Annotated in this window: 10 protein-coding genes; 6 read left to right on the top strand and 4 right to left on the bottom strand. The window is 58.1% G+C overall.

Going from position 1 to position 13,946, the window contains the following annotated elements:
• Nucleotides 1-9 precede the first annotated feature (9 nt).
• Entirely contained in the window at nucleotides 10-684 is a 675-nt protein-coding gene (locus ABJD00_RS01675) for a tetratricopeptide repeat protein (protein ID WP_413836016.1), read from the bottom strand.
• A gap of 243 nt (nucleotides 685-927) precedes the next feature.
• Between ABJD00_RS01675 and ABJD00_RS01670 the strand changes: the two genes are divergently transcribed.
• From ABJD00_RS01670 to ABJD00_RS01650, 5 genes are all read left to right on the top strand, one after another.
• Nucleotides 928-2,223, top strand: coding sequence for an efflux RND transporter periplasmic adaptor subunit (locus tag ABJD00_RS01670; protein WP_413836019.1), 1,296 nt, complete (start codon nucleotides 928-930; stop codon nucleotides 2,221-2,223).
• A complete protein-coding gene (locus ABJD00_RS01665) occupies nucleotides 2,220-6,113 on the top strand; it encodes an efflux RND transporter permease subunit (protein WP_413836022.1) in 3,894 nt (1,297 codons plus the stop codon). The genes ABJD00_RS01670 and ABJD00_RS01665 overlap by 4 nt, the downstream gene beginning before the upstream one ends.
• Nucleotides 6,114-6,409: 296 nt before the next feature.
• Nucleotides 6,410-7,480 (top strand): hypothetical protein, encoded by a 1,071-nt coding sequence (locus ABJD00_RS01660; RefSeq protein WP_413849850.1) that lies wholly within the window; start codon nucleotides 6,410-6,412, stop codon nucleotides 7,478-7,480.
• A gap of 437 nt (nucleotides 7,481-7,917) precedes the next feature.
• Entirely contained in the window at nucleotides 7,918-8,400 is a 483-nt protein-coding gene (locus ABJD00_RS01655; RefSeq protein WP_413836028.1) for a hypothetical protein, read from the top strand.
• Between the two features lie 10 nt (nucleotides 8,401-8,410).
• Nucleotides 8,411-9,067, top strand: coding sequence for a hypothetical protein (locus tag ABJD00_RS01650; RefSeq protein WP_413836031.1), 657 nt, complete (start codon nucleotides 8,411-8,413; stop codon nucleotides 9,065-9,067).
• Between the two features lie 82 nt (nucleotides 9,068-9,149).
• On the opposite strand, the gene ABJD00_RS01645 is transcribed toward ABJD00_RS01650, so the two are convergent.
• Together ABJD00_RS01645 and ABJD00_RS01640 are read right to left on the bottom strand one after the other, a co-directional pair.
• Nucleotides 9,150-10,994, bottom strand: coding sequence for an ABCB family ABC transporter ATP-binding protein/permease (locus ABJD00_RS01645; protein ID WP_413836034.1), 1,845 nt, complete (start codon nucleotides 10,992-10,994; stop codon nucleotides 9,150-9,152).
• 65 nt (nucleotides 10,995-11,059) lie between these two features.
• Nucleotides 11,060-12,547, bottom strand: a complete 1,488-nt coding sequence (locus ABJD00_RS01640; protein ID WP_413836037.1) for an Ig-like domain-containing protein — start codon at nucleotides 12,545-12,547, stop codon at nucleotides 11,060-11,062.
• A 128-nt stretch (nucleotides 12,548-12,675) separates the two neighbouring features.
• Here ABJD00_RS01640 and ABJD00_RS01635 point away from each other — a divergent pair, with 128 nt between their 5' ends.
• Nucleotides 12,676-13,215: a TIGR00730 family Rossman fold protein gene (locus ABJD00_RS01635; protein ID WP_413836040.1), complete on the top strand. Its 540-nt coding sequence runs from the start codon at nucleotides 12,676-12,678 to the stop codon at nucleotides 13,213-13,215.
• Nucleotides 13,216-13,281: 66 nt separating this feature from the next.
• Here the strand turns inward: ABJD00_RS01635 and ABJD00_RS01630 are convergent, their stop codons facing one another.
• Nucleotides 13,282-13,881: a superoxide dismutase gene (locus ABJD00_RS01630; protein WP_108838890.1), complete on the bottom strand. Its 600-nt coding sequence runs from the start codon at nucleotides 13,879-13,881 to the stop codon at nucleotides 13,282-13,284.
• Nucleotides 13,882-13,946 lie beyond the last annotated feature (65 nt).

Below are 13,946 nucleotides of genomic sequence, written 5' to 3'. Positions count from 1 at the left end.
CCAGTGCCCTCACCCATCCTCGGCGGTCTCGGTGGCCTGCGGCGCGCCGCCTAAAGCCACCATCGCCTGTAGGGCACGGCGTTGCAAGCCTGAGGTCACTTCAGCATCGTCCATGATCATCTGAAACCGTTCCAGTGCGGAGTCGGTGTCGCCGGCTTCAACATCCAGCAAAGCCAACTGCTCTTCGGCCAGCAAACGCAGACGCACACCCGGAGCGGACAACGCCTCGAATCCGGCGCGGCGCAGTTCTGCATCCATGCTGTCCGATTGCAGAATCAGCGATTTGAACGACGCCACCTGACGGTAAATCAACGGCACTTCGCCATTGCCTGCCACCGCTTCAAGAGTTTGAGCGGCCTCTTCGGTCTCGCCCGCTTCGGCCTGCGCACCCGCGGTCATAAAGGCAAGAACCGCAGCACCTTGGGCTGTCTCGCTCGTGACATCGGCCAATGCGCTCGCGCGGGCTACATCGTCATTGCGCGACAAAGCGGCCAACATGGCATCCCCAAGAGCCTGCGCTTTGGCGGTCTCCTGATCCTTGCGATATTCGTTGTAACCGGCGGCGGCAACGATCCCGATGATCACTAGCGCAGCAATCCAGCCATACTTGCGCAGGTAGCCATAGAGGCGGTCACGCCGCACTTCTTCGTTGACTTCTTCGATAAAACTGTCGGTGTCGCTCACGCCCGGCGCTCCCCAGATTTTCGGCGCGTTGTGCCCACGCCCGTTCAGATTACGCGCTCCTCTTAACCCGCCCGTGCGCCCAAGCCAAGAGCGACAAAGACACGCCTGATGCCCGGCATTTGATCACCATTGCGAAAAATGCGTAAAAAAAGTAATCTGAACTGGTTAGTTCAGTCGTAAAGTCCCATATAGCACAACAATTGCGTAGTGATGCGCGCACAGTGATGCTGACGGAGAGCGAAAATGCGGTTTGTTTCAGTTATTTTGGCCGTTTTGGTGGCCACAGGTTTGTACCTTGTTGTGATTGAACGCGAGTGGACCATGGCCACACTGGCCGGGATGTCGGAGGGTGACGCCCCCGAAACCACTGAGGAAACGGCCGATGCAGAGGCTGTAGAAGCTGAGCCTTTGGACGCAAGCGCTCTGATCAAAGTCGTCGCTCGCAAGTCTATCGCCCGCGAAATCGACAGCGCCGTCATCCTGCGCGGCCAAACTGAAGCCATGCGCGAAGTTATGGTTCGCGCGGAGACATCTTCGACCGTGGTATCCCCGCCCTTGCGTAAAGGGGAGTTCATCGAAGAAAACCAGTTGATGTGCGAACTGTCCCCCGGCACTCGCGACTCAGCTCTGGAAGAGGCGCGTGCGCGTCTGGCCGAAGCGATTGCAAGCAAAACCGAGGCCGAAAGCCGCGTGCCAGAGGCGCAATCCCGCGTCGTCGAAGCTCAGGCGCGCATAGACGAAGCACTCGTGAACCAGAACGCTGCCCGTCGCCTGAGCGAAGGCGGCTTTGCCGCTGAAACTCGCGTAAAATCAGCCGATGCCAGCCTTGCAGCGGCTCAGGCCGCGCTTGAAGCAGCGAAGGCCGGTGTTATCGGGGCCACCTCGGGCCTGCAGTCCGCGGATGCACGCATCGAAAGCGCCGAAGCTGCCATCGCAACCGCTGAAAAGGAATTGGAACGCATCGAAATCCGCGCACCTTTTGCCGGCCTGCTTGAAAGCGATACCGCCGAGCTGGGCAGTCTGCTCCAGCCGGGTGATCTGTGCGCTACGGTGATCCAGCTTGATCCAATCAAATTGGTGGCATTTGTTCCCGAAACAGAAGTTCAGCGCGTGAACGTGGGGGCGCCTGCTCGCGCCGAACTGGCCGCAGGTGGAACGCCGATCACCGGCACAGTCAAGTTCCTGTCGCGGTCGTCCGACCCCACAACCCGCACCTTCCGCGTGGAAATCGAAGTGCCCAACCCTGACCTCGCGATCCGCGACGGGCAAACAGCGGAAATTCTCATTTCCGCGCCCGGGTCCAAGGCGCACCTTTTGCCACCCTCGGCCCTTACGCTCAATGCGGACGGCCAGCTGGGTCTGCGCACCTTGGACGGTGACAGCACGGTTGTGTTTGTGCCCGTGCAGGTTCTGCGCGATTCGACCAATGGTGTCTGGCTGATCGGCCTGCCGGATGAGGCAGATGTGATCGTCGTCGGGCAGGAGTTCGTGACCGCTGGCGTCAAAGTTGCACCAACCTTTCAGGAGCAAACTCAATGACTGGTATTGTTGACTGGGCCGCGTCTCGGGCGCGGATGGTACTTGCCTTTATCATTCTGTCCCTGACTGTCGGGACATTTGCTTATGTCAGCTTGCCCAAAGAGGGTGAGCCCGACATCGAGATCCCAACGCTGGTGATCTCGGTCCCCTTCCCCGGCATCTCGGCCGCGGATTCGGAGACCTTGCTGGTCCGGCCCATGGAAACCGAACTGGCCGATCTCGACGGTCTCGACCGGATGACGTCCACAGCAGCCGAAGGCTATGCCAATGTCGTGTTGGAATTCGAATTTGGCTGGGACAAGACCCAAGTTATGGCTGACGTACGCGACGCCATGGACGGGGCCGAGGCCGATTTCCCGGACGGGTTCGAACAATATACGCTGGACGAGTTCAACTTTTCCGAATTCCCGATCATCATCGTGAACTTGTCTGGCCCCGTACCCGAACGTACAATCACGCGCTTTGCCAAAGACTTGCAGGACGACATCGAGGCAATGGATGCAGTGCTTGAGGCTTCCATTGTGGGCAGCCGTGATGAGATGGTCGAAGTCATCATCGACCCCCTGCGCCTTGAGGCCTACAACGTCACCGCCGCCGAACTGATCAACGTGGTGCGCAACAACAACCAGCTGATCGCCGCAGGCGAGATTGAAACTGCACAGGGCGCATTCGCCGTCAAGATCCCGTCGTCTTTCAACGAAGTCAGCGACATCTACGACTTGCCCGTCAAAACAAATGGTGACCGCGTTGTGATCCTTGGGGACCTCGCCCAGATCAACCTGACGTTTGAGGACCGCCTTTCCACCGCCCGTTTCAACGGCAACGACACCGTCGCGCTGCAGGTAGTCAAACGCAAAGGTTACAACCTGATCGACACCGCCACTGCCGTCAAAACCATGGTCCATGAACGGGTGGATGAATGGCCCGACGGCCTCAAAGTCGCGGTCGATGTCGGGACGTCCAACGACCAAAGCCGCGAAGTGGCAGGCATGGTCAGCCAGCTTCAGGGTTCTGTCTTTACGGCCATCGCGCTGGTGATGATCGTGTCACTGGCTGCTCTGGGCCCGCGCGCTTCGTTGTTGGTGGGCTTTGCCATTCCGACATCATTCTTGCTGTGTTTCGTGCTGCTGGCGATCATGGGGATCTCCATCTCGAACATCGTGATGTTCGGCTTGATCCTGTCAGTTGGGATGCTGGTGGATGGCGCAATCGTGGTTGTTGAATACGCCGACAAGCGCCAGCAGGAGGGTGCCGGGCCTATGCAATCCTACGTGGATGCGGCCAAGCGTATGTTCTGGCCCGTGGTCTCTTCCACCGCCACAACCCTCTGTGCGTTCCTGCCGATGCTGTTCTGGCCCGGTGTGCCCGGTGAATTCATGGGCATGCTTCCTGTGACGCTGATCTTTGTTCTGTCAGCCTCGCTGATCGTGGCTTTAATCTACCTGCCCGTTATGGGCGGGGTTCTGGGGCGGCTGACCACGTGGATTTCGGCCAAAAGCGGTGACATCGCTCACCTGCCCATGCTGGCACACATTTTCCTGTTCCCACTCGCGATCTTGCTGCTTGCAGGCCTCGGCGTGATACCGGTCCTGCAAGGCTTCGTGTCGGCTGAGTTCGCAGCCATGGATCAGCAGAACACCACGGGCTCTGTGCTTCCAACTTTCCTAACCGTATTTGGTTATGCGCTTGCCATGGTCACACTCGTAGGCCTCGCGCTCAGCGGCATTGTGTTGGCCTTCCTCGCCGCAGGGGCGCTGTTCGTGCGCCTTGGCTGGGCCAGTCAGTGGGCCGGGCGCAAGATGTTCGGACAAAGCAACCGCAAGGTGCGCTCCGGTTATCAGCGCTCAGGTTTTGGCTATGTGATCCAGGGGATCGTTGGCAACCCGGTGATGCCGCTGGTCATGGTCGCTGCCGTCTTTGTCTTTGTCGGCACCACCCTCATCTACTTCATCAACAACAACAAAGGCGTCGAGTTCTTTGTCGAGACCGAGGCAGAACAGGCCATCGTCTATGTGCTGGCCCGAGGGAACCTTTCGCTGGATGAAAAAGACACGCTGCTGCGCCAGGCCGAAGAGGTTGTGATCAACCACCCGGGCATCCGCAGCGCCTTTTCCTTCGCAGGCAACGGTGGCCTCAACGCCAACACAGGCGGAGCGGGCGCACCCAAAGATGCGATCGGACAAATCCAGCTCGAAACCATTCCATGGGAGGAAAGGCCTGAAGCGACGGAACCTTGGTTCACCATCCCTCTGCTGAACTACACCGTCACACGCGATATCAAGGCGCACGAATATGACGGCGACTCTATCATGGAAGAGATCGGCGACCAGCTGGCTGAAATCCCTGGCATCCGCACCGAAGCCCTCGCCCTTGCCCAAGGCCCGGCGACTGGCAAGCCGGTTCATCTGCGCCTGAAGGGCAACAACTGGGACGACCTGATGGCTGCCACCGCGCAAACGCGCGCGCAGTTCGAGGCCACGGATGGTCTCATCACAATCGAAGACACGCGCCCCCTGCCCGGCATTGACTGGCAGATCGACGTGGATGTGGAAAAAGCAGGGCGTTACGGCGCGGACGTGGCCACCGTTGGCGCCATGGTTCAACTGGTCACACGCGGTCTGTGGCTCGACAACATGCGCGTCGACTCCTCGGATGAGGAAATCGAAATCCGCGTGCGGTTGCCCGAAGAAGACAGGGTGCTCTCCACCCTCGACACACTCAAGGTGCGCACCGGTGATGGCCTCGTACCCTTGGCGAACTTCATCACGCGGACTCCTGTGGCCGAACTTGCTCAGATCAACCGTGTGGATCAGGTGCGCTATTTCGACGTGAAGGCAGATGTGCTGGCCGGTTTGCAAAAATTGGTCACCACCCAAGAGGTCGACGGAGCAGAGGTTGAGGTGGTCTCGGCGATATTGCGCCCCTCCCCGAGCGGTGAAATCACCTTTGAAGACGGTGCGACCTACACCGTCTTTACCGTGAATGAGAGCGGGCGCGGCGTTGATCTGCAAGCGGCAATCTACGCAGGCGACCTACGCGTGATCCCGATCAATGCGAACGAAAGGGTGCAGGAAATCAGCAAATGGCTGGAAACTGATCCGTTTCCTGCCGGGCTGGACCATGAATGGACAGGCGATCAGCAAGACCAGGAGGAGTCAGGGGCTTTCCTGGCACAGGCCTTCGCGGGTGCGCTGTTCTTGATGTTCATCATCCTGCTGGCGCAGTTCAACAGCTTTTACAACGCAATCCTCGTGTTGCTTGCGGTCGTGCTGTCGACAGCCGGAGTGCTGTGGGGAATGTTGATCATGGATCAGACATTCTCGATCATCATGACGGGCACAGGGATTGTGGCCCTTGCCGGGATCGTGGTGAACAACAACATCGTGCTGATCGACACCTATCAGGAATACGAACGCTACATGCCCCGCATCGAGGCTGTCATTCGCACCGCTCAGGATCGTATCCGTCCCGTGCTGCTGACAACGATCACGACAATGGCGGGTCTGGCTCCAATGATGTTCGGGCTTAGCCTCGACTTTGGTGGCGGTGGGTACACAGTGGACAGTCCGACAGCCCTCTGGTGGAAACAGCTGGCAACAGCCGTGGTCTTCGGCCTTGGGATCGCTACAGTACTTACGCTGATGATCACTCCGTCGCTGCTGGCTATGCGAGTGTGGGTTGTGACCTACGCCGAATGGCTCAGCCAGCTTCTGGCCAAATTGTCATTGGGACGCGCCAGCGTCGCCGCACGCGACTGGTCGCTATCACGCCAGACGGGCAAGATGAAAAGCCGAGAGTTGGTTTGGGATTTCGATGACGAACCGCAAGCTAAAACATCGCAACCAGAGTTGCCCTTTGCAACGACGCCTCCCTTGAAGGCTGCTGAGTAATCAAAACATGGGGCGGGCAGAAATGCCTGCCCTTTTGTTCTATGAAGACCGGCCGGTCGTGACAACGGACTTTGGCACGCTCGCAAAGTGCTTTTCGTCAAATCGCGATGGTGGCTATACGGCACTTTGCAGCCACTCGTCGCAACGTCCATCAAGGACCGCTGTGCGGACGAAGCTGCCGGAAGCGGGCAACGCAACTCGCCGGACCAATAACAAGACAGTTTAGCAGCGCGGCGGCAGTATTACCCCGAAGCAGCCATTCGCAATGGTTCGAACTGGACTGACGTTTCCAATAGATGGATGACCTCGGGGCTGGTTATTCACCACCGGAAGGTGCAGTTTATAGGTATGTCCATGCCAATCGAGTCCCATTCTTGACCAGACCTGATTTACCCAGACATGATCCAATTATGAGTGAACCGGCCAGTCCCAAACCACGAGCGGCGTTTCTTTTGCCTTGGCGGTTGGTTGCTCTGCTGTTCGTCGCTGTGTGTCTCGCCGGAGGGTTGGCGGCAGTGAGCGCAGGTTCGCAATACGTACCGGGCGCGATCTCGGGATTAATTTTAGGATTTTTTGGCACGGTGTTTGGCGGGCGCACCAAAACGATCTGCGCGATTGCAAGCGTAGCACTAGCAAGCGTAGCGAGCACGATTATCCCAAGTTGGGTCAGTTTCTATGCGTTGGCGCCGGCCTTTGCGATGCTTGCAGGAACAGAACTCGCACGCTTTGGAACCCGTGTCAGCGTTTTTGCAATCATGTCATGGATTCTGCTTAACGGTCCCGCGACGTCTGGTGCAGACCTTATTCCCCTACTACTTGCGTTTTCGGCATCGGCCGCGCTGGGGACGGCCATGGCGGTTGTGTTGAAAGTTGAGGGACGTGTTCCCAGCACGCACGTCGAGCGTGGTTACGCGATCGCACATGGGTGCGCTTTGGCACTTGGACTTGTATTGGCGCAACTCATCGCAAGTCAATTTGACAACGCAAACTCTCATTGGATTGCACTGTTGTTTGCAGCACGTGCTTTGGATCCTCCCGGAAGCCACGCCAAGCAAGCCGGACGCAGAGGGCTCGCTATGGTGCTCGGCGCCGGTGTGGCCTCGGTTCTGGTTATGCTTCCCATAACTCTCCTATGGTACAGGCTCGTGGCAGTAGCATTCTTCTTGATTGGCCTGCGTTATCTGCCGTCAGGCTGTTCTGTATCACCTGCTCTAATGTCGGCAGGTATTATTCTCGCGTCCTCCCCAACTACTGAGACCGCAGTGTTTCGTGCCGAAGCGGCCATCCTGGCCTGCGGCTTGGTACTGTTTGTCTTTTTTCTGGCACGTTTGGCCCGCAAACTCATTCTGGAACTGCGCGGATACTGAGACCGACTTACGGTTCTATCAAACACTATCGACCTGAGCCAGTCGCGGCGATTGCGTACCCGGACTTCCAGTGTTTCCTCATCGACCTTATGTGTATTTTGCACCGAATTCGGCTATCGGAACCTTCCGGCGTGCTATGAAACAGATCTGACCTAGGTCTCCTGAACAACTGACTTGCTGCATCTGCAAGGGTCGGTGCGGGGCAGTGTCCGCTTTGGGTGGCGACCTCAAAGAAGTCGTCGCAGGACTCGCGCGCTAACGCCCGCAACTCCGCGTACAGACATCCCAACACGCCGCATACATGTCCAAAAAAACACCAAGCGCATACTGTCTGCAGCTTTGTCGCGTTTCTCGTTGGTGGAATCCCAGGGAGGATCTATTGTTGCCCAACATAAAGCACGATCCGATTTTAAGCCTGCCTTTGATTTGAGGACGCAATGACCCAAATTTTTCAAGTTGCCGCAATCGCAATAGCCACGCTTGGAACCGGAGCGGCAACGATGACCGTTATGCAGAGCGACATACCGGACTTTGCCGTGCCACAGGGCGATTGGGCCGCTGGCAATGCATTGGATGGCAAATCCTTTCAGGTGGTAGGCCAAGACCTCAAATTAGGAGAGATCCTGGAAGATGAATTTACCTTCGTCGACGGCGCTTTCAAATCCATCAATTGCCAAGCCTATTGCGACTTTGGCTGGACCGCCTACCAGACCAGATCCGACGGGGACATGATCCACTTTGTGTCTCGCCCCGTGTGCCCCGACGCGCCGCATCAAATTGTGTTCTACGGCACGATCATCGGCGAAGATGTCCAGTTCGAAGGCAGCTGGACCACCCGGCGCTGGTACTGGACCCACCAGATCACCTTTGCCGGATCGGGTGCGCAGATGCCGGCCTCAGACACCAGTGTCTCGGGGTGAGGCAGCACGCTTGACCCTATCGCCACCAAGCCTGCGCGCCCTTATCTTTCGCGTGGCACTTTTGATCGCCATTCTGCTGCTTGCCACGTGGGGCGCGCATATGGTGCGCGATGCACTCAGCATCGAAATCAGACCCGAAAACGAACAGCAGGTGCATCGCGGCATCATGTTTGGGACGGTTGCCTACGTTGTATCGCTGGCGCTACCGTTTGTGCCGGGGGCAGAAATCGGGATGGCACTGCTCGCAGCATTCGGCTCAAGCATCGTGCCCCTGATCTATGTAGCGACGATTACCTCGATGATGCTCGCCTATGCAATCGGGCGCTTCCTGCCCATCGGCATGCTTGAAAACACTCTGGCGACGCTCAGGATGCAACGGGCCGCACATCTGGTCGCCCAGGCCGCACCGCTGTCGCAAGAGGAACGGCTATCGATGCTGCTCGAGGGACAGCCCCCACGCATTCTGCGCTTTGCCCTGCGCTATCGGTACATTGCCGTGGCGCTGGCGGTGAACACACCGGGAAATTCCATAATTGGCGGGGGGGGCGGCATCATGATGATGGCGGGGCTGAGCGGCCTGTTTTCACCTGTGGCGACCCTCCTGACGATCATGATCGCGGTGGCTCCAGTGCCATTGGCGGTCTTTTTCTTCGGTCTGTCGCTGTAATCCTAGCGGCAAAACAAATGAACACAGCTCCGTAGCGCATTCAAAATTATCATATTTACCGGGCCTCAACAGATGGCGTTTCTTATGCCTCTTCGTCCGCCTGCTGGCGCTGCCACAGCTGAGCATACCGCCCATCCCGGCCCAAAAGCTCTTCATGAGTGCCCGTTTCAACCTCCTTGCCGTCCTCCAGAACCACAATCCGATCTGCCTCCGCCACAGTGGAAAGCCGGTGGGCAATGGTCAGGACAGTCCGCCCCTCCCCAGCCGCATTGAGCGCGTCCTTGATGTCCTGCTCCGTCTCGGTATCGAGGGCACTGGTGGCCTCGTCCAGCAACAGGATCGGCGGGTTCTTGAGCAAGGTGCGCGCGATACCGACCCGCTGTTTCTCACCACCCGACAGCTTGAGCCCCCGCTCCCCCACGGTGGTGTCATACCCATCCGGCAGGCGCGTGATGAAGTCGTGGATTTGGGCCGCCCTCGCCGCATCCTCAATCTCAGACTGGCTGGCCCCGTCGCGCCCATAGGCGATGTTGTAGCGGATCGTGTCGTTGAACAGCACCGTATCCTGCGGCACCACCCCGATCGCCGCATGCAGGCTGTCTTGGGTCACCTCGCGCACATCCTGCCCATCGATGCGCAAAGCGCCCCCGCCCACATCGTAAAAGCGAAACAAGAGCCGCCCGATGGTCGACTTGCCCGATCCGGTCGAGCCAACGATGGCGACCTGTTGGCCCGGTTCAGCCACAAGGCTCACCCCCTTGAGGATCGCGCGATTGGGGTCATAGCCGAACTCGACATTGTCCAGTTCAACCCGGCCGCCGGTAACATCCAGAACCTTCGCGTCCGGTGCATCCTTCACCTCGGCGGGCTGCTCGAGAAGGTCAAACATTTCGCCCATATCGACCAACGCCTGCCGGATCTCACGGTAGACAGTGCCAAGGAAGTTCAGAGGCATCGTGATCTGGATCATGTAGGCGTTGACCATCACAAAGTCGCCCACGGTGAGCGATCCGTTCTGCACCCCCACAGCCGCCATGATCATCACCCCGACAAGGCCACCAGTGATAATCACTGACTGGCCAAAGTTCAGAAAGGCGAGCGAATAGCTCGTCTTGAGCGCGGCAGCCTCATATTTCTCCATAGCGCTGTCATAGCGGGTCGCCTCGCGTTTTTCGGCGCCGAAATACTTGACCGTTTCATAGTTCAGCAGGCTGTCGATGGCCTTTTGGTTGGCGTCGGTGTCCTGATCGTTCATGACCTTGCGCTGTTTCACGCGCCATTCGGTCACCGTGAAGGTAAACCAGACATAAAGGGCGATGGTGACCGCGACGACCAATAGATACCACGCATCAAACAGGATCGTCAGCACGACCCCTATCATCAGCAATTCCAGCACCAGTGGACCGATCGAAAACAGCAAAAAGCGCAAAAGGAATTCGACACCTTTGACGCCCCTTTCGATGATGCGGCTCAGGCCTCCGGTCTTGCGCGTGATGTGATAGCGCATAGAGAGCTGGTGGATGTGGTCAAACGTCTGCAACGCGAGCATACGCAGGGCGCGCTGCGCGACACGGGCAAAGATCGCGTCGCGTAACTGCTGAAAACCGACAGTCATCAGACGTGCCATGCCGTAGGCAATGGTCAACCCCACAGCGCCAAGCGCCAGCGTCGACACTCCGTCACCTGCCAGCGCATCAACTGCGTCGCGGTAGATGATGGGCGTGTATACAGACACGACCTTGGACAGAACCAACGCCAGCATTGCCCAAACAACCCGCTTTTTCACCCAAGGCATATCCGCAGGCCACAGGAAAGGCGCTACCTTGCGGATCGTACGCCAACCTGACGCGCGCTCGACCGCTTCGACCGGTTTGTCGGCTCCGGGTTGGTTCGCAGAGTCTGTAGTGGCAGTGGTGTCAGATGGCATAAGGCGTCCTTGTCAGTCAGACGCCCTTATCTAGTCCAGCCGTGGGGGATGTGCCAGTACCGCGCTTAATTTGGCAGGGCAAAGACCTGACCAGGAAAGATCATATCGGGGTCGCGAATGCGGTCGCGGTTGGCTTCGAACACCTCGACATAGAGCAGACCTTCGCCGTAACGATCCCGTGCGATAGCCCACAGAGTATTTCCGGTTTGTACCGTAATCTGTGTGGCTGCGGCTGACGTGTCGCTTTGGGCGAGCACTGCAGGGTCTTCACGCCGGAATGGAGTTTCAACGCGACTGGTCACGTCCCCGTCGGCATCCAATTCATCGACCCGTAGCGTGTAGACGCCAGTGTCAATCTGAGGCAACGCGCCACTCCAATCGCCATTTGCGTCCACGTCCAGATCGGCAATCGGACGGTTGTCCACGTATACGCGCACCGCGTCAGCCTCGGACTGCGCACGCCCTGCCAGTTGCACATCGCCCTCGCTCGAGTAACTGATGGTGTCGAGTTCGATGTTGTCGAGCGCCTCTGGTGATGACGTATTGAGCACTTCGACGCCGTCAGGAGTAGATTTGAGAACGGTGACTGCGGGCGTAGTTTCGGCCGAAACAGTTGGGGTCGGTTCCTCTGTTACTTTTTCAGCAACGCTTTTCTCATCAACCTCCGGCTCCTCCAAAACTTCCGGTTCGGCAGTAGTAACAACTGTATCCTGAAGCTCTTCGCCGCCATGCGAGGTTGGGGTTTTGGTGGTCTCTTCGGGTTTGGGGGGCGCCGGGGTCTCTTGCCCGGAGGCCACAACATCAGGCACAGGAGCCGGGGTATCGGCCTGAGGCTTTGCCGGGGATGGCACCGGCACTTCAGGCACCGTTGTGGCAGGTGCCTGAACAATCGCTGGGTCTGTCTGATCCGGTGTCTGTGGTTCCGCGCGAATGTCAGCAGAGGGGGTTTCGGGCACATCAGACGGGACGACCGAGACCACTTTGGTATCTTCGGCGTCCGTGATCTCGTCTGTTTTCTCCTCGGCCAACACAGGGGCGTCTTCCTCTGGTGACAGAGGATTATCTTCTTTTACGGCAGGATCGGGTTGCGCGAGCGGGGCCAGAATGACCTCATCCACCGATGCCGTTTCGTCCAGTCCGACGCGTTGAACGACTGTCAACACCTGCGCCTCTTGGCTTGATGGTAGGAGTGTGATCGCAGCGAAACTGCCGCCGGGGTCGGTGGTTACGGACGCCTTGCTGTTTCCATCCAGCAGGACAGACACTTCGCTTCCAGGTGTGGCGCGCCCGGCGATGATGGTCAGTCCATCCGGCTCCAGCCGAACTTCGTCGATAGAAGGTGGAGCTATCTGCGCTATTTCGGGGTCGCCGGCAGGCTCTTTTGGCGTTGGCGCGACTTCGGGAGCTACGGCCGCCTCGACCACGACTTCGGGCGTGTCATCTACCGAATTCGAGTTCACCCACAGGGCTGCGCCAATTGCACCAACGGCCACAAGGGCCGCCGCGCCGATCAGGGTGCCATTTCCCCCGGCAGAACCCGCTTCTTTCGACATATTTTCGCATTCTCCTGCGCCCAATACGGGCCGGTTTCGTTGCGTCTGCATATCAGGGCGGATTAGAACGGTCAAAACACAGGCGCTTTAAGCGCCCGTTTTCACCACTGATATCAGGAACTGTTGCCATGGCCCCACTGTCTGTATGCGTTTTTTGCGGCTCACGCCCCGGAACTGACCCGGAATACGCCACCGATGCCACACGGCTTGGATCTGGCATTGCGGCTCGCGGCTGGCGGTTGGTCTATGGCGCAGGTGATGTCGGCCTGATGGGGGCGGTGGCCCGCGCGGCCCAGGCGGGCGGTGGCGACACGTTCGGCGTGATCCCAAAGCATCTTGTGGACTGGGAAGTCGGCAAGACGGACCTGACCAGCTACGTGGTGACAGAGACCATGCACGAGCGCAAAAAAGTGATGTTCATGAACTGCGATGCGGTTGTGGTTCTGCCAGGTGGGGCTGGGTCACTGGACGAGATGTTCGAAGTGCTCACTTGGCGGCAATTAGGACTGCACGAGAAACCCGTGGTGCTGGTGAACACACATGGATACTGGGACCCATTGGTCGCACTGGTGGACCATGTGATCGAGGCCGGGTTTGCCGACGCCGATTTGCGCGATTACTTCGCGGTTGCGCCGGATGCAGATGCGGCCTTTGCCATCTTGTCCTGAATACAAAACGAAAACAGCGCCTCAAACGAGGCGCTGTTTTTTTTAAATGCGTGATGAACTGCAGCTTTACAGGCGGCTCGCCACGTTTTCCCAATTCACCAGATTGTCGAGGAAGTTGGTGAGGTAAACAGGCCGCTTGTTGCGGAAATCGATGTAGTAGGAGTGCTCCCACACATCACAGCCCAACAGTGCCGTCTGACCAAAGCAGAGCGGGTTTACGCCATTCTCGGTCTTCGTCACTTTAAGACCACCATCGGCGTCCTTGACCAGCCAGCACCAGCCAGATCCAAACTGACCCGCGCCTGCAGCGGAGAACTGCGACTTGAATTCGTCGACAGAGCCAAAGCTCTCGGTGATTGCTTTTTCAAGTTCACCGGGCATCGCGCCGCTGTCAGGACCCATCATTTCCCAGAATTGGTTGTGGTTCCACAACTGGCTGATGTTGTTGAAGATTCCGTTTTGCGCAACGGCCGAAGCATCATATGTGCCCACGATGATCTCTTCCATGGACTTGTCCGCCCATTCGGTGCCCTCAATCGCCTTGTTGCCGTTTGTGACATAGGCGTTGTGGTGCAGGTCGTGGTGGAATTCCAGCGTTTCGGCAGACATGCCTTTGGACGCCAGCGCATCGTGCGCATATGGAAGATCTGGAAGTTCAAAAGCCATCTGGGCCCCCTTTTTTGGTCATTCACGGACTGACTGACAGATTGGTCCGTTTACCGCAAGGTCAA

The organism is Tateyamaria sp., assembly GCF_039945315.1.
Lineage (GTDB): Bacteria > Pseudomonadota > Alphaproteobacteria > Rhodobacterales > Rhodobacteraceae > Tateyamaria.
Note: the sequence above shows the minus strand (reverse complement) of the source record. Positions and strands in the feature narration are given on the sequence as shown.

Bases quoted from the DNA above. Each gene is read 5' to 3' on its own strand.
- ABJD00_RS01670 (WP_413836019.1), top strand. From the start codon at position 928: ATGCGGTTTGTTTCAGTTATTTTGGCCGTTTTGGTGGCCACAGGTTTG.
- ABJD00_RS01665 (WP_413836022.1), top strand. From the start codon at position 2,220: ATGACTGGTATTGTTGACTGGGCCGCGTCTCGGGCGCGGATGGTACTT.
- ABJD00_RS01660 (WP_413849850.1), top strand. From the start codon at position 6,410: ATGGATGACCTCGGGGCTGGTTATTCACCACCGGAAGGTGCAGTTTAT.
- ABJD00_RS01655 (WP_413836028.1), top strand. From the start codon at position 7,918: ATGACCCAAATTTTTCAAGTTGCCGCAATCGCAATAGCCACGCTTGGA.
- ABJD00_RS01645 (WP_413836034.1), bottom strand. From the start codon at position 10,994: ATGCCATCTGACACCACTGCCACTACAGACTCTGCGAACCAACCCGGA.
- ABJD00_RS01640 (WP_413836037.1), bottom strand. From the start codon at position 12,547: ATGTCGAAAGAAGCGGGTTCTGCCGGGGGAAATGGCACCCTGATCGGC.
- ABJD00_RS01635 (WP_413836040.1), top strand. From the start codon at position 12,676: ATGGCCCCACTGTCTGTATGCGTTTTTTGCGGCTCACGCCCCGGAACT.
- ABJD00_RS01630 (WP_108838890.1), bottom strand. From the start codon at position 13,881: ATGGCTTTTGAACTTCCAGATCTTCCATATGCGCACGATGCGCTGGCG.